This window comes from Mucilaginibacter rivuli, from assembly GCF_019391655.1.
In the GTDB taxonomy this organism is placed as follows: Bacteria; Bacteroidota; Bacteroidia; order Sphingobacteriales; family Sphingobacteriaceae; genus Mucilaginibacter; species Mucilaginibacter rivuli.
The window spans coordinates 109,570-133,412 of the sequence record NZ_JAHXPQ010000001.1 but is presented as its reverse complement, the minus strand read 5'-3'; the positions used below and the strand labels follow the sequence as shown (position 1 = coordinate 133,412).

Here is a 23,843-nt window from a genome sequence, read left to right as displayed (position 1 = left end):
TTGGAATTAACCAACAACTTTCACATTAGTCGCATTTAAGCCTTTTTTACCGTTCTCAACATCATACGTAACTGAATCGTTTTCGCGGATCTGATCAACCAGGCCTGTAGTGTGGACAAAAATTTCGGCACCGCCATTTGATGGTACGATGAAACCGAAACCTTTAGTTCCGTTGAAGAATTTTACTGTTCCCTCTTGCATTGTATTGTATTTTAATTTTTAATAAGCGCGCAAGGTAACACTAATTAATTGATAAACAGCAATTTTTAATTTTATAAAACTAAAACTGGTATATCACGGCGTTAATATTCATGCCTGCACCCACCGAGGCAATCACCACTTTATCGCCCGGGTTAATGCCCTGGTCTTTAATTTTCCCTTTAAGCATCAAATCCAGCAAGGTAGGTACCGTAGCCACCGAACTGTTGCCCAACCATGATATCGTCATAGGCATAATAGCCGGATCGGTGTACTCCATATCATAAAGCTTAAACAACCTGTCAACTATAGCGGCATCCATTTTATCATTGGCCTGGTGTATCAGTACCTTTTTAATTTCCGACAGGTGCACCCCCGCCTTATCTAACGCAGCCTTAACAACCATAGGTACTGTGGTTAGTGCAAACTCATACAACTTGCGGCCGTTCATCTTCAAAAAAATATCATCGCGCACATGCTCATCATTGTACGATTGCTGCATGGCAAGCAAACTGCAATGGTCTATCGCATAAGTTTGTGTTTTATGCGCCAATATCCCTGCTTCGCCATCGGTACTCGCGTATAATATCGTTGCACCTGCACCATCGCTGTATAACATCGAGTCGCGGTCGTACTTGTCAAATACGCGCGATAAGGTTTCTGTACCGATAACCAAAACACGTTTAGCATCGCCCGATCGGATAAAGTAATCTGCCTGTATAATGCCCTGTACCCAACCCGGGCAGCCAAAAGGCAGATCATATGCAACACAGTCCGGGTTCTTTATACCCAAACGTTGCTTTATGCGCGATGCAAGCGTAGGCACGGTATCGCTGCGGTTACTGCCAAAAGCTACATCGCCAAAGTTATGGGCAACAATAATATAGTCCATCGTTTCCGGGTTAATGCCCGAACTGCTAAATGCTTTGGTGGCGGCAATATATCCCATATCTGATGCTACCTGGTCAACAGCCGCGTAACGGCGCTCGGCTATTCCCGATATATCTTTAAATTTTTCGATAACGGTGGCATTGTCTTTTTCAACACGCTCACCGCTTTTTTCAAAAAAGTTTTGTTCTAAAAAGTTCGAATTTGGTATGATGCTTTCGGGTATATAGCTCCCGGTGGCAACAAAAATAGATTTGATGTTATTCATTTAAATTTATTTGGTACAAGGGATAGCTAATGTAAATACTGACAGCTGCTCTTATCGCCGGCAACGGCAATTCAAACTAAATCAATAGCTAACTGTAAACTATATCCTTCTATTAATAAAATAAACTTAGGCAAAATACTTTACATAAAAGCAAATAACTAAGAATTTATTATTAAGACCAAAACGGTATTTGGTATCAAATAGTTTATTTCAACATCACTTTTGTAGCTCCGTAGCCAAATTTTTCTTTGCGGGCATCCATAAAGGTTTGTACCTGCGGGTGTTTGCTTACTATTTTATGCAGCTCGGTTTTTAGTGTGCCGTTACCTACACCGTGTATAAAAGTTATGGCGGGCAGCTTGTGTACTATGGCGGCATCCAACGCTTTGCGGAAGGCCGATAGCTGTATATTCAGCATCTCGGCACTACCTAAAAACTGGTAATCATCGCGCAGTTTTTCTATGTGCAGATCTATCTCGTTAACGGGCCTTTCAATTTCGCGTTTTTCTTCGGCGGGTTTAAAAAAACTTTCTTTTAATTTTTCGGCATCAATAACAACTTCAGGTTCATCTAACCTTATCAGCCATGCCTGTTCCTTTAATAAAGGCACCAATTTTTTAGCTCCCGAAAAATCCTTGGCCTTAAAATTCTCCTTAATAACCAATGGCTTTTGTATCGCGATGTTTTGCGTGGTATAAAACAGTACCTGTAAATTAAAGGTGGGCCATACCTGGATATCCTGCAACGGGGCCGAGTAAACCTTTGCTGCCGATTTTGGTGCGATGATGCCGGCGTATTCACCTTTGGTTTTATGTAATTTATCAGTAGTTAATGTGCTTAGTAACTGAAATGAAGTTTCATTCACCAAATGAAAATGCACTACCGAAGCAATGCGCTGGTCGGTGGTTACAGCTAAATAAACACCTTTGGTATCAAAAGCGCCATCAGCGGGCTTGCGCTCATCAAATGCCTGGCTCTCCACCGCGGTTGATTTGTGGCCATGTACTGTAGTTACTTTGCTTGCTAAAACAGGGATCTCAAAATCATCATCGCCGGTAACGCCTACCATCTCATCATCAATAATACGGGTTACATAGCCCTCCATTTTCTCATCAACAAAGCGCACAAAATCACCTAATTTTATTTTCATGTGGGCAAATGTAGTGAAATGGGTTTGATGCTTCGCTAATGTGCGAGTGTGCCGATGTGGGCCTCGCCAATGTGCAAGTGTGCAAATGTGCCGATGTGCGAATGATTTTTGAATGTGCCGGTGCGCAAATGCCACAATGACCAATGACTTAATGACCCAATCATAAAAACTTCGTCTTTTAAGTCCCCGCAGGGTCTCCCAACGGGGACCCTGCGGAAAGCGACAGGTCACAAAGCGGCGTTTCCGTTTCAAAGTCCGTTTAAATTTTCTTCATCCTCTTTCCGCCGCAGGCGAAGAGAGGGTCGGCGGCGAAGCAACGCCGGGGTGAGTTTAAGTCCCCGCAGGGTCTCCCAACGGGGACCCTGCGGAAAGCGACAGGTCACAAAGCGGCGTTTCCGTTTCAAAGTCTGTTTAAATTTTCTTCACCCTCTTTCCGCCGCAGGCGAAGAGAGGGTCGGCGGCGAAGCAACGCCGGGCTGAGTTTCCTCCTTCCTCGACCACCGCTTTACCGGCAAATAACTTTTAACCATCATGCTGCCCATCCTTTTCTCAATATACAAACCCGTGTACGGACTATAATACGGGCAACTCTTATCCCTGTCCGGGTTATCATGTTTAATCAGGTACCCCTCAGCCGTATACTGCCCCTCCCTGTCCCCAAACACCTTTCTTTCTGCCGCTACAACTTGTCCTTGCTCCTCACCCTGCTCCACAGATTGCTGACTTCCACCCTCAGGCATCCGGCTCTCGTCGTCTTGCCTCTTGATTCTCGACTCTTGATTCTGTCCTCCCTCGTCTTGCCTCTTGATTCTCGACTCTTGATTCTCAACACCAACCCTTGGGTATTCTTGGGTATTTTTCAATTTCTCCTTCGCCTCCTTTTTCACCTGCTTCAGTTTCAGCGCGAACTCCGCCTTTATCCGTTTCTCGGCAGCCGCCACAGCCCTTGTTATCCGCTTAGCTATCTCCAGCTCTTGTTCCGTTTCTTTCTTCGCAAAGCTATCATCATCGTAACGGTCCTGCTCATCCAGGGTTTGTCCACTCACCACCCAATACATAGCCGCCTGCTCTATGTTCTGCCCCTCGTAAAATTTAATATGCTTTGCTATCTTATCCAGCGCCGACAGCTTATTATTCATCCTGATCTTAATTGTTGTCGCGCCCTGCTTATCCTCCGTCACCGTATAATTCAGCAAGGCCGCCTTTGTATCCTCGTCCACCTCATGCATCGGTTTGGGTTTACCATCCGCGCCAAAAAAATTACTCATCCGTGCAAAGCCCACCGTCTTCAGTTCAGCCAGCAGCATTTGCTGCGTTACCTGCGCCCGCTCAGCCGCCTCGGCACCCCGCTGCTGCAGGTGGCACCTGATTTTTGGCAAGGTCATCAAATACCCATTCAGCGCCGTCGCTGCCGAATATCCCGCCCGCAGCGCGGCCTTAGTCGCGTTAAAATCCTTAAAATACTCTTCACAAAATAATGCCTGCTTGCGGCTGAGGTTCAAAAACTGGTCCATTGGCTTTGGGGTTTGTTTGGTTAATGGTTTGGTTGCTTACCGCCGATAAGCAGGCGCTTATCCAAATGGCGATAATTATTACTTTTGAAATAATTAAAATACAAATATCGTTATTTTATGGGTTATTCGCAAGTTTATTTTATTACAAACAAACTAACTCATCCGCCCTTGTAAGCCTTGCGCGCGTTTTACTCACCCCAAATGCGCTTCGCTGTTTGACCCTCTCTCCCACAAGCGGGAAAGAGGGTGAACCCCATTATTTTTTTACCCTCTTTCCGCCGCAGGCGAAGAGAGGGTCGGCGGCGAAGCAACGCCGGGGTGAGTCAAACGCCAAGCAGGTAAACAAGCGGACCACCGTGGCTGGCGCACGCGTGTCGCGTGTGCAATAGCCAGCAATAAATGCTCACACCCTGCTTTAAGCCCACCTATCGCGCAGAGATTGCTTCGTCCCCCGCAATGACGCGAAAAAACAAATTGCTTCTTCCCCCGTCAGTAAAGCAGCTTCGGGCAAAAGCGGAGAAAACAATGGTGGCCATGAGCGTTGGCAGGGCATAGCAATTTTTGCAGAAGCAAGGCCAGGAGCGCGCAAAGCGGGGGCAAAAAGTTGCAGCCCAGGTTTTCGCAGATTTGTGCGCTTGCCCGCCGTAGCTTAAGCGAAGGCAGGGCGGGGCCTGTGCGGAAAAGAAGCCTTTTTACTGACAAGCCCTTTGGTTACTTTGGGGCTCCAAAGTAACTAAGCCTGTCGCGGCTATGAGCGACCCGATGATGCTTATCGTAGCCGTTCCGTTGTGGTACGGTGACAACACCGACCACAGGCTTTAAATGACATAAAAAAGCAACATAAACTTTCCTTAATTTCGAAACCAATAAGTCCACCATCATGAAAATACCATTCCATCAATTAAAAGCCGAGTTCCTCCGCGTACTCGTAAAATACAACTTCAGCCCCGCCAAGGCCGAACAATGCGCTACCATATTTGCCGAAAACAGCCGCGATGGCATTTACACCCACGGCATCAACCGCTTCCCCGGCTTTATTGAATACGTTCAGGATGGCCTGGTACAACCCGATGCGGAGCCGACTTTATTCAATACCCTCGGCCAAATTGAGCAGTGGGATGGTAACCTGGCACCCGGCGTTTTAAACGCGACTTTTTGTATGGATAGGGCCATAGCTTTGGCAAAGCAAAACGGCATTGGCTGCGTAGCCGTCCGTAACACCAACCACTGGATGCGGGGCGGCACTTATGGCTGGCAGGCTGCCAATGCGGGCTGCATAGCCATCTGTTTTACCAATACCATTGCCAATATGCCGCCATGGGGTGGCATCGATCCGCGGCTGGGTAACAACCCTTTAGTTATAGCTGTACCCAAACAAGGCGGACATGTGGTGCTGGATATGGCCATGTCGCAATTTGCATATGGCAAGCTCCAATCGCACAAGGCAAATAATAACGAGCCTTTACCCTTGCCGGGAGGGTATGATGAGGAGGGCAACCTGAGTACCGATGCCGCGGCTATTATCCAATCAAAAAGAATGCTGCCTGCAGGGTTCTGGAAAGGCTCAGGCTTAAGCCTGATGCTCGATCTGCTTTGCACCATCCTGTCGCAAGGCAACTCAACCGAAAAAATTACCGATAGCGGGAAGGAATCAGGCGTATCGCAGGTGTTTATCTGCATTCATCAGCCCGATGCCGCATTGACCGAGCAAATAACACAACAAATCATAAGCTACGCTAAAACCAGTAATCCCGAAAAGGAGGGCGGCGTTGTGGCGTACCCCGGCGAAAACGCCCTAAAAACCCGCGAACGCAATACCCGCGAAGGCATCCCCGTGAACGAGGCAATATGGAACAAGGTTTTAAGTTTGTAATAAAACCAACAAACTATATTGCTGTTATTTAGTTTATGAGATTTTTACAATACCTGCTATTTACCATATTATGCCTGTTATTTATCAGCGTTAAGGCGCAAAAACCAGCCTTGCCTTTCCCGCAGCATGCACGCTATACTCCGGGCAGTATTTTGCCGAACCATGTCAAACAGCGCAAACTGGATAAAAGTGTGGAGTCGTTCTACATCCTCTGGAAGGCGCGTTATATCCATACCAATTGCAAACCGGGCCAGCTATATGTTTGGTTCGAAAAAAAGGGCAATAAGCAATGCGTATCCGAAGGGCAGGGTTACGGCATGGTGATAGTTGCCCTGATGGCCGGCTTTGATAAAACCGCAAAAACCACTTACGATGGTTTATACCGTTACTATAAAGCCCACCCCAGCAAGCGCGCCCCACGCCTGATGGCCTGGGCGCAAAACAGTAATTGTAAAGATATTGATGGCAGCAGCGCTACCGATGGTGATATGGATATTGCCTACTCGCTTTTACTGGCTGATAAGCAATGGGGCAGCACCGGCGAAATAAACTACCGCGCCGAGGCCCTGGCCATGATAAACGCCATAATGAAGCAGGAAATTAACCCTAAAACCTTTGCGCCACTGCTAAGCAATGCTGTTGAGTACGATAGCAAAGATTATTTTGATACCCGCGCATCCGATTTTATGCCCGCCAATTTTAAGGCATTCAGTTTAGCAACAGGCGACCTGAGGTGGAACAAGACCATCATCAACAACTATAAACTGTTTAAACTGATGCAGGATAAGTACAGCCCCGATGCGGGTTTGGTACCCGATTTTATCCGGAACGTAAATAAAAAGCCTAAACCTGCCGGGCCAAAATTTTTAGAATCGGTTTACGATGGCGCTTACAGTTATAACGCCTGCCGTGTACCATGGCGGCTTGCTACCGACTATTTAATGTATGGCGATATGCATGCAAAAGCTTTTACCGACCGTGTAAACACCTGGTTGCGTGGCACTACCAGGGATGACCCCGACAATATTTCGGCAGGCTACACCCTTGCGGGGAATGACATTAAGGGTCATTATTTTGAAGCCATGAGCTTTATAGCACCTTTTGCCGTTGCTGCAATGGTTGATGCAAAAAACCAGGTTTGGTTAAATAAATTATGGGATTATATAGTTAACTTTACGTTAGATGACTTTGATTACTACGATAATAGCATAAAGATGTTGAACATGATCATACTGTCGGGTAATTATTGGCCACCTAAATGATACTTTTTTTTGCAGATTTAAGTTAAAGAGATATTTTTAGCACGAAATTCAAACTTGAAATAAAGCACATACCCCATGTCATTCTACACCACCGAAAACACTGAAGAAGCAATTGTTATGCTACATGATCTGCCAATGAATATTGGCCCTGATGATGAAGATGATGATGACGATAACGAAGAAGATGAGATCGATTTTGATGATGACGATCTGGACGAAGACGCCAACGATGCCGAATTGTTAAAAATTGATAAAGACATCGACTTTGATATAGACGATGACGACGACGACGATTTTGACGATTTGTAAGCGCTTATAACAGGCTTTCAAATTTTTCCCAAAAACCGTCTTTAGGTAAAGGAGCGTAGATATCTATTGGCTCCTTTTTTATTGGATGGATAAATTGGATGCGCCTTGAGTGCAGGCAAATACTTTTTTTGAGGCTGCCGCGGGGGTAACCATATTTATTATCGCCAACTATCGGGCAATCTAACGTAGATAGCTGTACCCTTATCTGGTGCGGGCGGCCCGTTATCGGGTCAACCTCAATTAAGTAATAGCCGTTAAGCTCACCGATCAGCTTGTAGTTCAACTCCGAGCGCAGGCTGCCATTTACTTCTTTGTCGTGCGCTTTGGTTACATTTTTTTGCGGGTTTTTAACCAGCCAATGTACCAGGTTGCCTTGCTCCGGCTTTGGCCTGTTACGCACTACAGCCAAATAGGTTTTATGTACTTCGCGGCCTTTAAAAAGGGCATTCATCCGCTCCAGCGCCTTGCTTGTTTTAGCAAACATAATGATGCCGCTCACCGGCCTGTCTAAGCGGTGTATCACACCTAAAAAAGCGCCGTTAGGTTTGTTGTATTTAGCGGCAATATATTTTTTTACCTTTTCATCTAATGATTCATCGCCCGTATCATCAACCTGCACAATATCGCCGGCGCGTTTGTTTACCGCGATAAGGTGATTATCCTCGTAAAGGATATCCTTATCGGTGATATCATAAGCAGGCTGGCTTTCAAATTTAACCTTTTTGTTTTCGGGTCTGTTAGCGAAGTTGGAACTCATAATTAATACTGCTCTTTCTCACTCGGGAAATCCTTAGCTTTCACATCACTGATATAGCCTTGTATGGCATCGTTCATCACATCGTACAAACTGGCATACTGGCGCAAAAAGCGCGGACGGAAACCTTTGTTCAGCCCCAGCATATCATGTATTACTAATACCTGTCCATCGCAATGCTGGCCTGCGCCAATACCAATGGTGGGTATAGTTAACTGGTCGCTCACTTTTTTTGCCAGCGTTGCCGGTATTTTTTCTAACACAATAGAAAAACAGCCCAGTTCCTGTAGCTTCAATGCATCTTCAACCAATTTTCTTGCTTCGGCTTCTTCCTTAGCCCTTACCGTATAGGTACCGAATTTATAAATGGATTGTGGTGTTAAACCTAAATGCCCCATTACCGGGATACCCGCGGTTAAAATGCGGCTTACCGATTCGGCAATTTCTAAACCACCTTCTATTTTAACCGCATGCGCGCCCGATTCTTTCATGATACGGATAGCCGATGCCAAAGCCTCCTTAGAGTTGCCCTGGTAAGACCCAAAAGGAAGATCAACAACTACCAAGGCCCTTTTAATAGCACGCACTACGCTGGATGCATGGTATATCATCTGATCAAGGGTAATGGGCAGCGTGGTTTCATGGCCCGCCATTACGTTCGAAGCGGAATCGCCAACCAATATCACATCAATCCCCGCGGCATCAACAATGGTGGCCATCGAGTAATCGTAAGCTGTCAGCATGGCTATTTTTTCGCCGCGCTGTTTCATTTCCTGTAAAATGTGTGTGGTTATCCTTTTAACTTCTTTATGTACTGACATAATGATTGGTTCTGAATGCCAAAGTTATATCATTATTTTGGATGTGTGATGTCCGATGCCGGAATTATTGATAAGTGCAAAGTCAAAATTCAAAAAATTCGAAATCGAAATTCCGATATCCGAAATAATCACTACCTTTGTCTTTTGTGAATACAGGAGTTCCATACTTCATTTTTTCAAACACATTTGGCGGACAATTAACTGCATTTCCGCTGTTTTTACAATCCCTGCAATTTTCATCAAATGACTAATTTCACCAAATTACCTGCAATACTATTACTGGCCGATGGCACCGTTTTTTATGGCAAAGCCGCCGGAAAGATTGGAACTACTACCGGCGAAATATGCTTTAATACCGGCATGACGGGCTACCAGGAAATTTTTACCGATCCATCTTACTTCGGGCAAATTATGGTAACCACCAACGCGCACATTGGCAATTATGGTATCCAGGCAGATGAAGTTGAGTCGGATAATATTCAAATTGCAGGCCTGGTTTGTAAAAATTACAACATCGCCTACAGCCGCAAAAGCGCTACCGAATCCATCCAGGATTACTTCCAGGAGCAAAATATCGTATCGATATCTGATATCGATACCCGCCAACTGGTTCGCCACATCCGCGATAAGGGTGCCATGAACGCTATCATATCATCAGAAATTACCGACATTGAAGAATTAAAAGCAAAATTAGCTGCGGTACCATCAATGGACGGGCTGGAGCTTTCATCGCAGGTATCAACAAAAGAAACTTACTTTTTTGGTGATGAAAATGCAAGCAAGAAGGTTGCAGTATTAGATTTAGGTGTGAAGAAAAACATCCTGCGTAATTTCTCGGAACGTGATGTTTATGCTAAAGTATTCCCGGCAAAAACATCTTTCAAAGAGATGGAAGAATTTGCACCGGATGGTTACTTTATCTCTAACGGCCCCGGCGACCCATCGGCAATGCCTTACGCTGTTGCTACTGTAAAAGAAATATTAGCGGCCGATAAACCAATGTTCGGTATTTGCCTTGGCCACCAATTATTGGCTTTGGCAAATGATATCCCAACCAAAAAAATGCACAATGGCCACCGCGGTTTAAACCACCCGGTTAAAAATATCATCAAAAACCATTGCGAAGTAACATCGCAAAACCATGGTTTTGGTGTAGTGCCTGATGCTGTCCGCGCGTCGGATAAAGTTGAGATTACCCACATCAACCTGAACGATCAATCGATAGAAGGCATCCGCGTAAAAGGCAAAAAAGCCTTCTCGGTACAATACCACCCCGAGTCATCCCCCGGCCCGCACGATTCGAGGTATTTGTTTGATGATTTTGTGGAGATGATAGGGTAATAGCATTCAAATTAACATATTTGACAAAGCCTGGCAATATTTTGCCGGGCTTTGTTGTTATTTCGTTATTTGATAATTATTAAAAAACCAGTAACTTTAATTGAAAATAAATAAAAATGCAAACCGCCGATAAAACAAAGGTGCTTCAACTGTTCAACAAGCTTTCTAAGCCCGAACAATTAGATGTGTTCGAGCAGATCAGTGAGCGAACTTTTGCTGAACGTTGGAAATTGATAGATGCGAACCTACCTGACTTTAAAATATCCGAAGACGATATAATGGAAGAAGTACGCACAATACGTTATTTAGCTTCTTAGGTCTGCCTATCACACTCCTTCCTTTGTCATCAAATTGCTTTAATTTCAATTAGTTAGCTATCCGTTGCTTTTCTAATTAAATAAACGTACCTTTGCAGCCGATTTAGCAATATAGCTAAATACGTTTTTTAAATATTTCATGAACCCATTTAGTACACTTGGGATCCGTCATGATATTGTTAATGCCATCTCTGAGTTAGGATTCGAAAATCCTACGCCAATCCAGGAGCAATCTATCCCGGTATTGTTAACAGGCAGCAACGATTTTGTCGGATTAGCCCAAACAGGGACCGGGAAAACCGCCGCCTTCGGATTGCCACTGTTAGAATTGCTTGATTTCGAAGAAAATCATCCTCAGGCACTCATCCTTTGCCCTACACGTGAACTGTGTTTACAGATCACCAACGACATCAAAAATTACTCTAAAAACATGACCAACGTTAACGTTGTGGCTGTGTATGGCGGAGCTAATATTTCTGATCAGTTACGCCAGATTAAACGCGGCGTGCAAATTGTAGTAGCTACGCCAGGCCGTATGCTCGATATTATCAACCGTAAAGCCATCAACTTTTCGGAAGTACAATTCGTAGTGCTGGATGAAGCTGACGAAATGCTCAACATGGGCTTCCAGGAAGACATCGACAGTATCCTGTCTACCACACCCGAAGACAAAAAAACATGGTTGTTCTCGGCTACCATGCCTACCGAAGTTCGTCGTATCGCAAAAAAATACATGACCGATCCGTTCGAGCTGACTATGGGCGAAAAGAACACAGGTAACGTAAACATTGAGCACGAATATTATATCGTTCGTGCACGTGATAAATACGCTGCCTTTAAACGTATCGTTGATTTCAATCCCGAAATTTTCGGTATCGTATTTTGCCGTACCAAAATTGAGACCCAGGAAATTGCCGAATCGTTAATTAAAGATGGTTACAACGCTGATGCTTTGCACGGCGACTTATCACAACAACAACGCGATAAGGTAATGAAACGCTACCGCGAGCGCAGCCTGCAATTATTAATTGCTACCGATGTTGCCGCACGTGGTATTGATGTGAACGATGTTACGCACGTTATTAACTACTCGTTACCCGATGAGGTTGAGAACTACACCCACCGTAGCGGCCGTACCGCACGTGCCGGTAAAACTGGTGTGTCTATCGCCATCATCAACTCAAAAGAGTTAGGTAAGATCCGTCACATTGAACGCATTATAGGTAAAAAATTCACAAAAGCAGAGATACCTAACGGTTTTGATGTTTGCGAGAAACAATTGTTCGCCATTGTTCACAAAGTACATAACGTAGAAGTGAACGAGCAGCAGATAGAGCAATACCTGCCACGCATCATGGATGAGTTTAAAGAGTTGAGCAAAGAGGATGTGATCAAACGTTTCGCGTCTATCGAGTTTAACCGCTTTTTAGAATATTATAAGAATGCCCCTGATTTGAACGCTCCTGCTGACGATCGCTTACGCGATGACCGTGGCGAGCGCGGCGAACGTGCTCCACGCGCTGCAGGTGGCAAATCAGAATACACAAGGTTGTTTATCAACTTAGGTTCGGTTGACGACTTTAGTCGCGGCGACCTGTTAAACTACATTTGCAACACTGCTAAGATTAGCGGTCGCATTGTAGGTAAGATAGACTTGAAAGGTGTATTCTCATTCTTTGAAGTACCAAATGAAGAGTCGGACAAAGTATTTGAAGGCTTTAAAGGCGCCGAATTTAACGGACGCCCTGTACGTATAGAAGTAAGTGGCGAAGGCACCAGCGAACGCCGTGAAGGTGGTGGTAACCGCGACTTTAAACGCCGCGAAGGTGGCAGTTATAGTGGTGGTGGCCGCAGAGAAGGTGGTTACAGTGGCGGTGCTCCCCGTGAGCGCCGCGAAGGCGGTAACTCAGGTGGTGGCTTCCGCGATTTCTCGGGCAAACGCCGCGAAGATCGCAGCTCCGGTAATGGTGGTGGCGAACGCCGCAGAAGGCCTTAGTTGTTAGTTTGTTCCTGCATGCGGGAACATAGGTTTAAGTTTAGTTTAGCAAAGCCCTGGCGATAGCCGGGGTTTTTGCTTTTTGGGATTTATTCTCCTGCGTCTTTTAATACACGGTCAATAATGCTTTGCGCTATTCTGAAATTAGTTTGCTGAATATTGTCAAAGTAGGGCTTAAGGGATGGTATCAAGCCGCTCTTCTTCGCAATCAAAAGTAAACCTATGGTTCCCTTTACTGTTAAACCTAATCCTTCGGCAAATCTTCGCGCTGCTGCGTCATCCAAAACAATAAAATCATAAGGTATTTCAGAAGCAAGGGCTATAGCACTCGCTTCGCCAAGGTCAACATGATCTAAAAACTGCTTTTGAAGGGGGTTTATTTTCTACCTGCTTAATCAAGACCCAATTGGGTAATTGATGCCTAAATTCAGCAACAACTTCTGGTGTTGTAATAACTTCAGGAAATAACTGATTTAGCAGGTCAAGAGCGTTAAGTTTAAACAGAAGGCTAAAGCAACTCGTATCAGTAATAATTACCTTATATCCCTTTAGCATCGGCTATAGCAGCTTCGGCACTATCATTAAAGTAATGTACTCCGTATTTGATTAGAATTTCGGCAAAGTCCCACTTCTTCATATTACACATTTCGGCAGCCTGGCCTAATGATATCTTGCCGGATTCGTATAATTTGGCTGCTATCAAACGGACAGTTTCGTCGTGCTCATTTTCAAGCGCTTCCGGAACCTGTAATGTTAATGTAGTCATGTTGTGAAAATTACACTTAAAGGTAAGCAAAGTATCTGATATTTAAAATACTGATAGGCTTCAGCGAGTTTCAATATTCTTACCTGTTAAACACCACCAATGCCGAATCCGGGTATTCCAGTTTTAACTCGTGGTCGTCTACTTTCCTTACAACAAATTTGGTGTAGGGTAAAGCACCTTCGAAACTGGTAAATATGGTATCCTGTTTTACAAAATAATCTTCCGCAATAGGGGAGTCGCTATCTAAAGTAAATGCCTTATTTGTTATTTTAAGAATAGTAGCGCCATCGGTGGAATGCCACTCGCCTTTTAGCTTAGTAGATACCGGACTGCTGCTGCATGCCGCTGTAAAAAGTATAGCGGCCCCGGCTATATGTATGAGTATTAAGATGTAATTTTTCATTTGTTATACCTCCCAATTAAGTTCAGCAGGTATGCTAACTCAATTCTTCGGCCAAATGTTGCATTTCGAGTACCGGGGAGCGTTTCTGATACAAAATAGCATATACTGCCCTGCATATAGGCATGTTTACCTTGTACACTTTATTAACCTGGTGTAGGCAATTTACTGCATAATATCCTTCGGCAACCATATTCATCTCCAACTGGGCCGATTTTACGGTATAGCCCTTCCCTATCATATTCCCAAAAGTACGGTTACGGCTAAACTGCGAGTATGCTGTAACCAGCAAGTCGCCCAGGTAAGCCGATTCATTAATATCCCTGTCTATCGGGTGTACAGCATCCACAAAATACTTGATCTCGCGGATGGCATTTGATATCAGTACCGATTGAAAGTTATCTCCATACCCAACACCATGGCAAATACCGCTGGCAATGGCATATATGTTTTTGAGCACAGCCGAATACTCGGTACCATAAATATCATCGCTCTCGTTGGTTTTGATGTAGCGGGTACGCAGCATCCCCGCAAAGGTTGCGGCAAGGTCAGCATCTCGCGAAGCAATGGTAAGGTAAGATAGCTTTTCCAACGCCACTTCTTCGGCATGGCAGGGGCCGCTTATCACCACAAAGTTTTCGAAGGGTATGTTATAATGCTGGTTCAAAAAATCACCGATGATCTGGTTCTCATCCGGTACAATACCTTTAATTGCCGATATGATCTTTTTGCCCTTAAAGTCATCAGGTGTTATGTCTTTCAGCGCGTCTTTCAAAAAGGCGGCGGGTACGTTTAGCAGGATATAGTCGCCTTTAGCGATCAGGTCCTTCAGGTTGGTGGATATATGCTGCGCAGGCACCCTGATCTCAACCGAGCTCAAATAATGCGGGTTATGCTTGTATTTATGGATATGCTCAACGGCCTCTTCGCTACGCATCCACCAGTAGATATCTTTATCTACCACGTTATCGCTCAGCATTTTAATATTAGCTGTGGCCCAGCTGCCCCCGCCTACTACGGTTATCTTTTTCCTGTTTGCTATATCCATTGAAAGTAAAATGTCCTGCTGCGAAGAGATTGGTTGACTCTTTACAGCAGGACAAAATAAGCAATTATTGTGCAGATAATCTATTTCCTAACGATAAATCGGCACTGTGTGTTGGGCTCCCCTCTTGAGAGGGGCAGGGGTGTGTCATTTGCTACATGCATGCCGAATAACACACCCCTGCCACCGCAGATACCTTCGCACCCCCTCTCGAGAGGGGAACTAAAACCTATTTCTTATCAGCGTCGGTTGCAAACAATTTTGATTTGTCAACTTTTTCCACCTTCATCTTGTCGTTCAGTGTTTTTGTAATCGCCGAGTATGGCCCCGAAACAACTTCTTCGCCGCCATTCAGCCCGCTTAATACCTGTATGTAAGTATCGTTTTGTATCCCGGTGGTAACCAATACCTGTTTTACAGTAGCGGTAGCAGGCTGGTAAACAAATACGTATTCCTTTACTACATCGCTGGTGGTTTTAATTTTTTTATCATCAGCTTTAGGCGCACTTGGGTCATTTTTCTTTTCGATGCGGGTAGTTACCGATTGTATTGGTACCGACATGGCCATGGTTTGGTTGGTTTGTATATCAACCGTAGCCGATAAGCCCGGTTTAAATGGCGATGGATTTTTCGAACCCACCGGAACCAGTTTAGCGTAAGACTCCGGTGATATCCTGATCTTAACGGTAAAATTGGTCACCTGGTCGGCACTGGTACCTACCACATTGGCCGAGCTACCTATTTCGCGCACCACACCTGCAAAGTTTTTACCCAAAAAAGCGTCCACCTGTATCTTAGCCGAATCGCCGAGGGTAACACGGTTAATATCGTTTTCGTTCACATCAACATTTACATCCAGTGTGCTCAGGTCAGATATCGTCATGATCTCGGTACCTACGTTTTGTACGGTACCCAATACACGCTCGCCTTTTTCAACTGATAATTTGGATACAACCCCATCAACCGGCGAGTAAATGGTGGTTTTAGCTAAGTTATCGCTGGCTTCTTTTACCGACGCGGCCGATTGTGCTAAACCATAGTTAGAGCCGATCTGGCTTTGGCGGGCCGCCTCAAGCGATGCTTTTGCCGATTGGTACTCCGCCGTAGCGGCATCCATTTCTGCTGCTGATAACACTTTTTTGGCGAACAGCTCTTTGCTCCTTTTATATTTTGCTTCTGAGTTTTGGAAATTGGCTTGCGATTGTGCCAGCATCTGGCCTGCATTGCCCACACTCGCTTTTTGGGTATTGTATGATGCCACAGCACGCTCATAACCCGATTTCAAAATATCCGGGCGAACTTTACACAGCAACTGGCCTTTCTTTACCACATCGCCTTCTTTTATCGGCAACTCTACTATCTCGCCCGAAACTTCCGAACTGATCTTGATCTCCACCTCGGGTTTGATCTTACCGCTTGCCGAAACTGTTTCAACAATATTGCGCTTATCTGCCTTTTCAACCGCTACCTGCGTAAGCGCCGGCTTGCCAATTATACCTGCCGATTTTAAAACAATTAGCAGCACTACAACTACGCCAAGTGCTATCAGTATATATTTAGTAGTCTTTCCCATAATTTCTTTTTATTTCGGATATCGGATTTTCGATTTCGGATTTATCTCTATTTTATTAATTCAATTTTTTAACATTTCAACCTTTCAACATCCCCCTTACAACGTTATCGTATTCCCCAGGTAATAATCGATCACCTTACTACGGAATATTACCTCGTACCGGGCCTGTATCATATCAAATTCAGATTTGTTCAGGTTTGTCAGGGCTGTATTATAGTCCAGCGAATTTACCAAGCCTACAGTATAACGTTGCTGTGTTACATTATAAGCGTCTTTATTTGATTGAAAGGTTTGCTGTGCCGATATGTATTTTTTATCAGCCGCACGTACATCCAGCACTGCCTGCGCTATGGTTTTGTTCAGGTTGTTTTTAGCCAACTGCTCTGACACCTGCGATAGTTGAAAATTGATCTGCGCTTTTTTCACATTGGTGCGTGTAGCAAACCTGGTAAATATGGGTATCTGTAAGGATACACCTAAAGATTGGTTAAAGTTATCGCTTATCTGGTCGGTAAAAGGGTAAGGCACAAACACCACACCACCCGGCCCGGTAGTGGTTAGCTTACGCGCGTTTGAATAGTTTGACCCGAACGACCCAAACATGGCCAAACTTGGATAATAATAACTTTTTGCTACCGCTATGTTTTGCTCGGCAGCTTGCTTTTGCACTGTGGCCAAACGCACATCGGGGTTAACGGCCAACGCGCTGTTAAAAACAGCCTGGGCGTCGTACATGGTTTTCACATCGGTTAACTTGCTAATATCGGGGCGTTCTACCGCTATTTGTGTGGCAGGGTCCATTTCCATAAACTGTTTTAAAGTCAGTATCGAAATATCCAGTTGGTTTTGAGCCGTGGTTAAATTAAGCTGTGATGTGGATACCGTCGCTTTTGATTGCGACAGATCGGCCAGGGTATTGTTACCCACATCAAAATTCTTTTGTACTTTATCTAAGGTTTGGTTTGCTATATCTATTTGCTGTTCGGCAGCTTTAACCAGGTCCTGGTTTGATAGTACCTGCAGGTAAGTAGTAATTACATTCAGCACAAGGTCGTTCTTTACCTTGGCCGTGTTGCTTTTATCTACATCAAGTAACAGCTTGCTCTCTAATATCTGGTTACGCAATAAGCCACCCTGGAAAAGCAATACCTGCGATGATACGTTTCCGCTTAAGCCAAAAATACTCTGGTTAACAAATTGATTGGTTGACGGATCGACACTGCGGCCAAAATTGAACGATGCCTGCGGGTTAGCCGACAGGTTTGGCAGGCGATTATTTTTAGCCTGCTTGTAGTTTTCGTTATCTATAGCCTCGTTAAACTGCGATTGTTTGATCTGCAGGTTATTATCCAGCGTAAGCTGCACTGCCTTTTGCAGGGTTATTACTGTTTGCGCATCGCTTTTAAAAGCTGTGGCAGACATCAGCAAAAAGCAAATACAAATTGCTATAAAGGCGCTTTTTGTTTGATGTGGATAAGGTAAGCCTGTTTTCATGTTCCGTTTTATGCCACCAGGATAATTTTTTTTGCCTGATTGTAATTTATTATTTACCAATTAAAGATACCTTTGTAAACTATTTGTTAACCAATGTACCTCATTAAGACCCCACTATTGCTAAAAAAGCTGTATCCCAATTTGATATGGAATTTAGACAGGGCTCAAAATAGCATTTATTTAACCTTTGACGACGGGCCTATACCCATTGTTACACCATTTGTATTAAAAACTTTAAAACAATACAACGCCAAAGCCACCTTTTTTTGCATTGGCGATAATATACAAAAACATCCCGACATATTTGAACAGGTTACCGCCGACGGGCATGCCATAGGTAACCATACCTTTAACCACCTGCGTGGCTGGAACACCGATACCCAACTTTATGCCGATAACTTTAAACAGTGTGATGATCTGGTACACAGCCGGCTTTTCCGCCCGCCATACGGGCGCATCAAACGCAACCAGATATCGGCAATAAAAGAACTGAAAGATAACGTTAATATCATTATGTGGGATGTATTGAGTGGCGATTTTGATATTAAGCTCAAACCCGAAGTTTGCCTTAAAGATGTGCTCACTTCGACCGAGCCGGGTTCTATCATCGTTTTCCACGATAGCCTGAAAGCTTTCCCCCGTCTCGAATACGTACTACCCCGCGCCCTGAAATACTGGGCAAAAAAAGGGTACCAGTTTAAGGCGCTGGGATAAAACATGTAAGTATGTCATTGCGAGGAGGAACGACGTGGCAATCACCGAGAAAGTGACGAGTATTGCTTATGGGTTACCTGTCGCTGAGATTGCCACGTCGTGCTGATAGAAGCACTTCTCGCAATGACATAGTTTGAAAAAGACAGTTATTTTTTAGCTTGTCTTGCATCCTGATTCTTGTTTCCTGCCTCTTTTTATTGATCGTTCTGCGGGAAAACCCTGACAGTTTTAACATACCTGTGCTGGTAATCATCGTTCAATAAAGTTTCGGTAACACCATTTGCCCTGCCCGATGTGGAATGAATAAATATAAAGCCGGCAGGCCCGTTATGTAAAACTATGCCCATATGCCCTACAATATGGGTAGTACTGTCTGTACCGGTAAACAGTACCAGGTCGCCGGGTTTGGCTTCCTTTTCTTTCACCTCACGTTGCACCGTAGTAAAATCAACCGAACTCCGCGGTACACTTATCCCAAAATGATTAAATACATAAGTAATAAATCCCGAGCAATCAAAACCATCGGCCGGGTTTATCGAAGCATATTTGTACGGTATACCATTCAGCGTTTTCGCAAAATCTGTTACCTCGGCAGGTGTAGTGCTGCCGGTTATTATGGTAATAGGGGCTTTAGGCGCAGCGGTTAAAACAGTATCACCCAAATTACTTTCATAATCAGTACCGCCCCCCGGCCTGGTGCAGGCTAAAAACAACGCAATTAACATCCAACTTACCGGGGCATAAACCTTCATACACTGCATGGTACAAAAATCCGTCCAGCATTAATTGCATCATATTAGTCCCAACAAAAAAACAGTGTGGTTAGCACCCCCGCCATAAGCCAAAGTAACTTTGTAAAAACAGGCAACGATTGCAGGTATTGCAGTACCAGCTTTACCCTCGCTATGTTTTTACTATCAGCAGGCGTTATTATAATAAACTTTTTGTACATCGCTCTTCTCTATATCTAATCGGTTGTATTACCTGTTTTGGTGGCTATGCTTATAGTTTTGTGATAATGTCTTGTAAAAAAAACATAACTCTTTTTATAGCAATACCGGCAGCGGAACCGCTGCAGCGGCAAGCCAAAAACAAATAACTTTACCAGCATTGGCCTTTTTATCCTGTCCATCTCCTGATGACAATATTCACATGAAGGATCATGTCCTTGTGTTATGATCTGCATTCTATCCCTTTATTTAAATAAAAAAAACGGCCCGCCTTTAAATTATTAACAGTTTGATTGTGGTAATGGCGTTCCGGTAATGATGAATAATAGTATGACGAACGCCGTAGCGCTATCAGCATCCTATCAACCGGAAATAAAGGAATATCAAATTCGCCGGCAACAATTGAGCAGGCAGCCAAATTTTACAGGTACCGTTGGGTGGGTACTAACTTTAGCATACCTGTTTTGGTTTGTAGTTTCTACAGGTAAAGTATGCCTGTAAACCATTTTAAAAACAAATGAATGAATACTGCAAAGCGATTTTCTGGTTGACGTTGAAACCTTATCGGTACGTTTAATGGTGTTTTTCACACCTTTAAAGCCCCCGTTCGAAATTTTAGCGTAGCCTATTTTATTTGTATTGGCAAACCAACCGTTGTTGCTTTTAGGCATCACAAATAAAATAACAATGCACATCAGCAAATACACCGCCGATAATGACAGGATAATAGCCTTTTTCTGTGTATAATATGTTACTGTTTTCAAACGTCGGATTACATTAGGTAAGCTATGTTACGGCAAAAAAACATAACTTCAAAATTGAAGCCTATAAAAGGGTAAAAATACCCTGTTGTAGGTATTGCTAAAATTCACAATTGCACTTGCAAAATTTAGCTTTTGCGATAATAAAGGCCCTTATTCGTAGCTAAAAATAGCACCCCGTTATTTTCGCGAATTACGGCCGTGCTTATTCCGGGTAAAAACTCCTCGCCGTTTGCCCAGGTTGTACCCGCGGGGGCAGCTTTATCACGCTGCTGTATCCACGTACCTACTGCTATGGTATCCTGGTTACTGATGGAGTAATATTTACTGCTGCCCACCAATAGCCCATGCATAAGGTATTTTGTTATATCTGTTTTCAATCTAAGCGTATCCGCGGCCCAGCTTGTTCCCTGGTTATCACTACGCATAATTAGCTGCTGGGTAGGGTACTCCATATACACCTGCCCTAAAAGGGTGCCCTGGTTGTAAACCATATCTATTGTATAATCAGACCACCATGTATTAGTGCTATACGTAGCATGATTATAATACGCTTTACGTACCCACGCTTGCTGCGCGGTACTGTAGGTTGCAAAACTGTATGCGGTTGCTGCAAATATATCCGTACCGGTAGCTATAACCTTAGTAGCTGTATTATCAAAACCAGGGTATGTTATCCCGTTTGTAAAAGACTCCCACCGGTTTGTAATCGTATTTAACTTCAGTACACCACTGCGATAAGATGAAGCGTACAGGTTACCGTTCCACGTGGCAAAAGAAGTTACCATCTCCGTTGGGTTTCCGGCATCCGCCCAGGTTTTGCCATTGTCGTTGCTCGAATAGATATTATAATCGGTACCTGCGTATATTTTATTACCGAACACAGCCAGGGCCGTTATATGTATGTCTGGAATGGCTGAAACTATGCCGGGTTCGATTTGCGCTGATACCGCCCATGTGGCGCCGTTATCAGCACTCATATAAACTTTTCTTGAAGTTGCCGACCCGGCATAGATCACATCATTAATGATCTCCAGCGCGGATATATTTTCACCGGGTATTGTAGTGAGCCTGGCCCATTGGTTAGTTGGGCTTAACGGTGCATCGGGCGAAGGATTACTCTTTTTACAGCAGGATATTAACAGCAACGAAAGAATTAAAGGAAGGGCAATAAATTTTAGTACAGATCTCATCATCATTAAACTTGTTTTAGAAATAGGTATTGATGGATATAACTGCGAATAATAAATAAGCGTTGCCTTGGTGGCGAAAAAAAATGATTTTGGCTTATTGGCTGTTGGGCTCAGCCTGAAAGAATCTCTTCATGCATTAACTGGTCGAAGTTTTCAACTTAGTCCTAACCGCAATGTTGCAAGCATCCTGCTTGCGAGGTTAAGCTGAAAGCTTGAGACATTTTAGGACGAAGCTGGAAGCATCGACCCATGGAGAAGGAGGTTAAAATATTAAAGGGTTTTATTAAGGTGTGAAGTAAATTTATGAGCCTCTTCATAAAATTTACATATTGACTCCCGTTTTTTGAAGTCTAATAAAGACACTACTTTAAACTCTTGATTTATTTCTTCACACTTGTTCATAACATACTTTTGAACGTATTTATCATCATCAAAATCCTTAAAAAGATCCAGTTGATAATTATGTTTGTTAATAAATGATGCTTTCTGAAGATTATCTAACATAACAATACAAAAATATATTTCCTTATTGAATTTCCAAACCTTCCTTTTTAAGTTCTTCAGCTATTTTAAATTCTAAAACAGGAATAGCTTCAAGTGAAAGTGTGGATTTTGGCTTAGCTTTTTTGAAATCATAATCAATAGGTCTTCCATCTCCATTATTACTCTTTCGCGAATTTGGTGTCATTTTAAACAATTCCATAAATCTTGTAGGAGCAACACCATCATACATTAATATTAGAACCTTGTCTTTCTCTTGCTCATTTTCTGTTATCGCATCAAAATGCAATTTGGTTGTAAGACTTTTTCTATACGGCTCAATATAATAAACTTTTTCAATCCCGGCAACTATAATATGTCTAGCGCAATTGTGACAGGGGTAAGTAGTAATATATAAACTACCTCCTCTCACTTTTTCACCAGCAATTTGAGAGCCAGTAATAATTGCATGCATTTCGGCATGTATTGCTCTAGAAAACTCTACTAACCCTTTTATTTTTGATTTCTTTATCGCTTTTAAAAAATCGACTCTTTGCGCTTCTTGAATAAGTTGTGATTTCATTAAAATATCTACCAACTCAGTAGCAATTATATTTTTTTCTTGATCATTCCAACACCCTCTTCCAACATTAAAGCATCTAGAATCGCTTTCGCCCAAAGGGTCATGATTATCCGTTTGGTACAGTCCTCCTTTAAATTTAGGAACATCGTTCCAACCGACTGACAATATCTCACCTAATTTATCAGTTAAGGCAGCACCAACCTGTCTAGATAAACAAGCGGAATTACCGGCAGCGCATGATGCTTGATACATTGCTGTTTCATCCGGTGTCGGTGTAACCACTTTAGAGCCAAAAATTAAATGCAGATATCTTTCTAACCTTTTCTCTATTGCATCACCAACGAAAGTATCCAATCTTAAAAAAAAATCCGACTGAATAAAGGTATCTCTTACTTTTTGTCCATGAGAGATTTCTTCACCAGAATCACGGTCTATTAATTTATCAATATCAGATTCCTTCATTTGTTCTAAATCTGCAAGATGCCTTTTTCTTATATGAATCGGGGAGAATATTCCAATTGAATAGTGAATATCTCTATAAACTATTCTAAATAACTCTAACTCATCGAGGTTTTTAATTGAATCAATAATATAGCATTTGCGTCTAGTCTTAAAAGCTGACTCTTTTTTATCATCTCTATTTTTATGTCTATCAAATGCTATTTTTTGAATACACAATTCTGCCAATATGCTTGATCTATGAGATAGCCTCAATTCATTCCCGCCATCAATGAGTTTTTTTATATATTCATAATAAGTAACCCCTTCCCGATTTAAATCCTTGGCTTCTTTTGAATGTTTTTTAATATATGTACTCAAATTAATAATTTCAACTTCATAGCTAAAAACGTTTTCAAGAATAAGTTTTAGCTTTTTAGATACCCCATGAATATCTGTCCCTATAAACCCACACAGCGTTATTATTAATTCTTCTGAATGCGTATCCTTTAATAACTCTTTAATTTCCTTGTATGTTTCTTCATCACCACTTTGGTACGAAGTTGATAACTTCAATTGAACTGCTGCTTCATTCATATTATGAAATATTAAAATATATGTGTAATAGTAGATATATAAATTCACATTTACAATTCATGTAATATTAGTTGTACCAATTTAAGGTTACAAATTCGCTAAAATCGACCAAACATTCTGCTTGCGTTGCCTCCCCTTTGCTGGCGCACGCGTGCCGC

Annotated in this window: 25 protein-coding genes; 8 read left to right on the top strand and 17 right to left on the bottom strand. The window is 43.1% G+C overall.

What is annotated here, in order from left to right; genetic code table 11:
* Positions 1 to 6: 6 nt before the first annotated feature.
* The 4 genes from KXQ82_RS00655 to KXQ82_RS00640 all read right to left on the bottom strand — a co-directional run bounded on the left by KXQ82_RS00655 (position 7) and on the right by KXQ82_RS00640 (position 4,018).
* On the bottom strand, positions 7 to 201 hold the full coding sequence (locus KXQ82_RS00655; protein WP_219485902.1) for a cold-shock protein: 195 nt from the start codon (positions 199 to 201) through the stop codon (positions 7 to 9).
* Between the two features lie 79 nt (positions 202 to 280).
* A complete protein-coding gene (locus KXQ82_RS00650; RefSeq protein ID WP_219485900.1) occupies positions 281 to 1,354 on the bottom strand; it encodes a 3-oxoacyl-ACP synthase III family protein in 1,074 nt (357 codons plus the stop codon).
* 205 nt (positions 1,355 to 1,559) lie between these two features.
* Positions 1,560 to 2,504 carry a Smr/MutS family protein gene (locus KXQ82_RS00645; protein ID WP_219485898.1) on the bottom strand — a complete coding sequence of 315 codons (945 nt, stop codon included), beginning with the start codon at positions 2,502 to 2,504 and terminating at the stop codon, positions 1,560 to 1,562.
* Between the two features lie 422 nt (positions 2,505 to 2,926).
* Positions 2,927 to 4,018 (bottom strand): terminase small subunit, encoded by a 1,092-nt coding sequence (locus KXQ82_RS00640; protein WP_219485896.1) that lies wholly within the window; start codon positions 4,016 to 4,018, stop codon positions 2,927 to 2,929.
* A 23-nt stretch (positions 4,019 to 4,041) separates the two neighbouring features.
* On the opposite strand from KXQ82_RS00640, the gene KXQ82_RS00635 reads away from it, so the two are divergent.
* The 4 genes from KXQ82_RS00635 to KXQ82_RS00620 all read left to right on the top strand — a co-directional run bounded on the left by KXQ82_RS00635 (position 4,042) and on the right by KXQ82_RS00620 (position 7,462).
* Positions 4,042 to 4,407, top strand: coding sequence for a hypothetical protein (locus KXQ82_RS00635; RefSeq protein ID WP_219485894.1), 366 nt, complete (start codon positions 4,042 to 4,044; stop codon positions 4,405 to 4,407).
* Positions 4,408 to 4,898: 491 nt separating this feature from the next.
* The gene (yiaK, locus tag KXQ82_RS00630) at positions 4,899 to 5,891 is read left to right on the top strand and encodes a 3-dehydro-L-gulonate 2-dehydrogenase (RefSeq protein ID WP_219485892.1); all 993 of its coding nucleotides are present in this window, start codon (positions 4,899 to 4,901) and stop codon (positions 5,889 to 5,891) included.
* Between the two features lie 35 nt (positions 5,892 to 5,926).
* Positions 5,927 to 7,153: a family 8 glycosyl hydrolase gene (locus KXQ82_RS00625; RefSeq protein WP_219485890.1), complete on the top strand. Its 1,227-nt coding sequence runs from the start codon at positions 5,927 to 5,929 to the stop codon at positions 7,151 to 7,153.
* Between the two features lie 75 nt (positions 7,154 to 7,228).
* On the top strand, positions 7,229 to 7,462 hold the full coding sequence (locus KXQ82_RS00620) for a hypothetical protein (protein WP_219485888.1): 234 nt from the start codon (positions 7,229 to 7,231) through the stop codon (positions 7,460 to 7,462).
* 4 nt (positions 7,463 to 7,466) lie between these two features.
* On the opposite strand, the gene KXQ82_RS00615 is transcribed toward KXQ82_RS00620, so the two are convergent.
* Both KXQ82_RS00615 and panB read right to left on the bottom strand, forming a co-directional pair.
* Entirely contained in the window at positions 7,467 to 8,219 is a 753-nt protein-coding gene (locus KXQ82_RS00615) for an RluA family pseudouridine synthase (RefSeq protein WP_255563331.1), read from the bottom strand.
* A gap of 2 nt (positions 8,220 to 8,221) precedes the next feature.
* Entirely contained in the window at positions 8,222 to 9,037 is an 816-nt protein-coding gene (gene panB / locus KXQ82_RS00610) for a 3-methyl-2-oxobutanoate hydroxymethyltransferase (protein WP_219485886.1), read from the bottom strand.
* A 243-nt stretch (positions 9,038 to 9,280) separates the two neighbouring features.
* Between panB and carA the strand changes: the two genes are divergently transcribed.
* From carA to KXQ82_RS00595, 3 genes are all read left to right on the top strand, one after another.
* Positions 9,281 to 10,378 (top strand): glutamine-hydrolyzing carbamoyl-phosphate synthase small subunit, encoded by a 1,098-nt coding sequence (carA, locus tag KXQ82_RS00605; protein WP_219485885.1) that lies wholly within the window; start codon positions 9,281 to 9,283, stop codon positions 10,376 to 10,378.
* A 116-nt stretch (positions 10,379 to 10,494) separates the two neighbouring features.
* Positions 10,495 to 10,695 (top strand): hypothetical protein, encoded by a 201-nt coding sequence (locus tag KXQ82_RS00600; protein ID WP_219485883.1) that lies wholly within the window; start codon positions 10,495 to 10,497, stop codon positions 10,693 to 10,695.
* Positions 10,696 to 10,834: 139 nt separating this feature from the next.
* A complete protein-coding gene (locus KXQ82_RS00595; protein ID WP_219485882.1) occupies positions 10,835 to 12,691 on the top strand; it encodes a DEAD/DEAH box helicase in 1,857 nt (618 codons plus the stop codon).
* Positions 12,692 to 12,780: 89 nt separating this feature from the next.
* Here the strand turns inward: KXQ82_RS00595 and KXQ82_RS00590 are convergent, their stop codons facing one another.
* From KXQ82_RS00590 to KXQ82_RS00565, 7 genes are all read right to left on the bottom strand, one after another.
* The gene (locus KXQ82_RS00590) at positions 12,781 to 13,071 is read right to left on the bottom strand and encodes a PIN domain-containing protein (protein ID WP_500796414.1); all 291 of its coding nucleotides are present in this window, start codon (positions 13,069 to 13,071) and stop codon (positions 12,781 to 12,783) included.
* Entirely contained in the window at positions 13,034 to 13,246 is a 213-nt protein-coding gene (locus KXQ82_RS20020; RefSeq protein WP_500796413.1) for a PIN domain-containing protein, read from the bottom strand. Before KXQ82_RS20020 ends, KXQ82_RS00590 begins: the two co-directional genes overlap by 38 nt.
* Positions 13,230 to 13,457 (bottom strand): UPF0175 family protein, encoded by a 228-nt coding sequence (locus KXQ82_RS00585; protein WP_219485880.1) that lies wholly within the window; start codon positions 13,455 to 13,457, stop codon positions 13,230 to 13,232. Before KXQ82_RS00585 ends, KXQ82_RS20020 begins: the two co-directional genes overlap by 17 nt.
* 79 nt (positions 13,458 to 13,536) lie before the next feature.
* Positions 13,537 to 13,860 (bottom strand): hypothetical protein, encoded by a 324-nt coding sequence (locus tag KXQ82_RS00580; protein WP_219485879.1) that lies wholly within the window; start codon positions 13,858 to 13,860, stop codon positions 13,537 to 13,539.
* A gap of 34 nt (positions 13,861 to 13,894) precedes the next feature.
* The gene (locus KXQ82_RS00575) at positions 13,895 to 14,905 is read right to left on the bottom strand and encodes an NAD(P)H-dependent glycerol-3-phosphate dehydrogenase (RefSeq protein WP_219485878.1); all 1,011 of its coding nucleotides are present in this window, start codon (positions 14,903 to 14,905) and stop codon (positions 13,895 to 13,897) included.
* A gap of 226 nt (positions 14,906 to 15,131) precedes the next feature.
* Positions 15,132 to 16,475 carry an efflux RND transporter periplasmic adaptor subunit gene (locus tag KXQ82_RS00570; protein ID WP_219485877.1) on the bottom strand — a complete coding sequence of 448 codons (1,344 nt, stop codon included), beginning with the start codon at positions 16,473 to 16,475 and terminating at the stop codon, positions 15,132 to 15,134.
* A 96-nt stretch (positions 16,476 to 16,571) separates the two neighbouring features.
* On the bottom strand, positions 16,572 to 17,969 hold the full coding sequence (locus KXQ82_RS00565; protein WP_219485876.1) for a TolC family protein: 1,398 nt from the start codon (positions 17,967 to 17,969) through the stop codon (positions 16,572 to 16,574).
* Positions 17,970 to 18,062: 93 nt separating this feature from the next.
* On the opposite strand from KXQ82_RS00565, the gene KXQ82_RS00560 reads away from it, so the two are divergent.
* Positions 18,063 to 18,683, top strand: coding sequence for a polysaccharide deacetylase family protein (locus KXQ82_RS00560; protein ID WP_219485875.1), 621 nt, complete (start codon positions 18,063 to 18,065; stop codon positions 18,681 to 18,683).
* A gap of 194 nt (positions 18,684 to 18,877) precedes the next feature.
* Here KXQ82_RS00560 and KXQ82_RS00555 read toward each other — a convergent pair whose 3' ends face one another.
* The 4 genes from KXQ82_RS00555 to KXQ82_RS00540 all read right to left on the bottom strand — a co-directional run bounded on the left by KXQ82_RS00555 (position 18,878) and on the right by KXQ82_RS00540 (position 23,685).
* The gene (locus KXQ82_RS00555; RefSeq protein WP_219485872.1) at positions 18,878 to 19,444 is read right to left on the bottom strand and encodes a C40 family peptidase; all 567 of its coding nucleotides are present in this window, start codon (positions 19,442 to 19,444) and stop codon (positions 18,878 to 18,880) included.
* Between the two features lie 572 nt (positions 19,445 to 20,016).
* Positions 20,017 to 20,397 carry a hypothetical protein gene (locus KXQ82_RS00550; RefSeq protein ID WP_219485870.1) on the bottom strand — a complete coding sequence of 127 codons (381 nt, stop codon included), beginning with the start codon at positions 20,395 to 20,397 and terminating at the stop codon, positions 20,017 to 20,019.
* A 125-nt stretch (positions 20,398 to 20,522) separates the two neighbouring features.
* The gene (locus KXQ82_RS00545) at positions 20,523 to 21,593 is read right to left on the bottom strand and encodes a hypothetical protein (protein WP_219485868.1); all 1,071 of its coding nucleotides are present in this window, start codon (positions 21,591 to 21,593) and stop codon (positions 20,523 to 20,525) included.
* A 520-nt stretch (positions 21,594 to 22,113) separates the two neighbouring features.
* A complete protein-coding gene (locus KXQ82_RS00540) occupies positions 22,114 to 23,685 on the bottom strand; it encodes an anti-phage dCTP deaminase (RefSeq protein WP_219485867.1) in 1,572 nt (523 codons plus the stop codon).
* Positions 23,686 to 23,843: the final 158 nt, after the last annotated feature.

What these genes read in the sequence shown, in the direction of transcription:
- panB (WP_219485886.1), bottom strand. Translation starts at nt 9,037, where the DNA reads ATGTCAGTACATAAAGAAGTTAAAAGGATAACCACACACATTTTACAG.
- KXQ82_RS00640 (WP_219485896.1), bottom strand. Translation starts at nt 4,018, where the DNA reads ATGGACCAGTTTTTGAACCTCAGCCGCAAGCAGGCATTATTTTGTGAA.
- KXQ82_RS00565 (WP_219485876.1), bottom strand. Translation starts at nt 17,969, where the DNA reads ATGAAAACAGGCTTACCTTATCCACATCAAACAAAAAGCGCCTTTATA.
- KXQ82_RS00595 (WP_219485882.1), top strand. Translation starts at nt 10,835, where the DNA reads ATGAACCCATTTAGTACACTTGGGATCCGTCATGATATTGTTAATGCC.
- KXQ82_RS00540 (WP_219485867.1), bottom strand. Translation starts at nt 23,685, where the DNA reads ATGAATGAAGCAGCAGTTCAATTGAAGTTATCAACTTCGTACCAAAGT.
- KXQ82_RS00615 (WP_255563331.1), bottom strand. Translation starts at nt 8,219, where the DNA reads ATGAGTTCCAACTTCGCTAACAGACCCGAAAACAAAAAGGTTAAATTT.
- KXQ82_RS00620 (WP_219485888.1), top strand. Translation starts at nt 7,229, where the DNA reads ATGTCATTCTACACCACCGAAAACACTGAAGAAGCAATTGTTATGCTA.
- KXQ82_RS00650 (WP_219485900.1), bottom strand. Translation starts at nt 1,354, where the DNA reads ATGAATAACATCAAATCTATTTTTGTTGCCACCGGGAGCTATATACCC.
- yiaK (WP_219485892.1), top strand. Translation starts at nt 4,899, where the DNA reads ATGAAAATACCATTCCATCAATTAAAAGCCGAGTTCCTCCGCGTACTC.
- KXQ82_RS00555 (WP_219485872.1), bottom strand. Translation starts at nt 19,444, where the DNA reads ATGCAGTGTATGAAGGTTTATGCCCCGGTAAGTTGGATGTTAATTGCG.
- KXQ82_RS00575 (WP_219485878.1), bottom strand. Translation starts at nt 14,905, where the DNA reads ATGGATATAGCAAACAGGAAAAAGATAACCGTAGTAGGCGGGGGCAGC.
- KXQ82_RS00635 (WP_219485894.1), top strand. Translation starts at nt 4,042, where the DNA reads ATGGTTTGGTTGCTTACCGCCGATAAGCAGGCGCTTATCCAAATGGCG.
- carA (WP_219485885.1), top strand. Translation starts at nt 9,281, where the DNA reads ATGACTAATTTCACCAAATTACCTGCAATACTATTACTGGCCGATGGC.
- KXQ82_RS00545 (WP_219485868.1), bottom strand. Translation starts at nt 21,593, where the DNA reads ATGATGATGAGATCTGTACTAAAATTTATTGCCCTTCCTTTAATTCTT.
- KXQ82_RS00625 (WP_219485890.1), top strand. Translation starts at nt 5,927, where the DNA reads ATGAGATTTTTACAATACCTGCTATTTACCATATTATGCCTGTTATTT.
- KXQ82_RS00570 (WP_219485877.1), bottom strand. Translation starts at nt 16,475, where the DNA reads ATGGGAAAGACTACTAAATATATACTGATAGCACTTGGCGTAGTTGTA.
- KXQ82_RS00655 (WP_219485902.1), bottom strand. Translation starts at nt 201, where the DNA reads ATGCAAGAGGGAACAGTAAAATTCTTCAACGGAACTAAAGGTTTCGGT.
- KXQ82_RS00580 (WP_219485879.1), bottom strand. Translation starts at nt 13,860, where the DNA reads ATGAAAAATTACATCTTAATACTCATACATATAGCCGGGGCCGCTATA.
- KXQ82_RS00585 (WP_219485880.1), bottom strand. Translation starts at nt 13,457, where the DNA reads ATGACTACATTAACATTACAGGTTCCGGAAGCGCTTGAAAATGAGCAC.
- KXQ82_RS00560 (WP_219485875.1), top strand. Translation starts at nt 18,063, where the DNA reads ATGTACCTCATTAAGACCCCACTATTGCTAAAAAAGCTGTATCCCAAT.
- KXQ82_RS20020 (WP_500796413.1), bottom strand. Translation starts at nt 13,246, where the DNA reads ATGCTAAAGGGATATAAGGTAATTATTACTGATACGAGTTGCTTTAGC.
- KXQ82_RS00645 (WP_219485898.1), bottom strand. Translation starts at nt 2,504, where the DNA reads ATGAAAATAAAATTAGGTGATTTTGTGCGCTTTGTTGATGAGAAAATG.
- KXQ82_RS00600 (WP_219485883.1), top strand. Translation starts at nt 10,495, where the DNA reads ATGCAAACCGCCGATAAAACAAAGGTGCTTCAACTGTTCAACAAGCTT.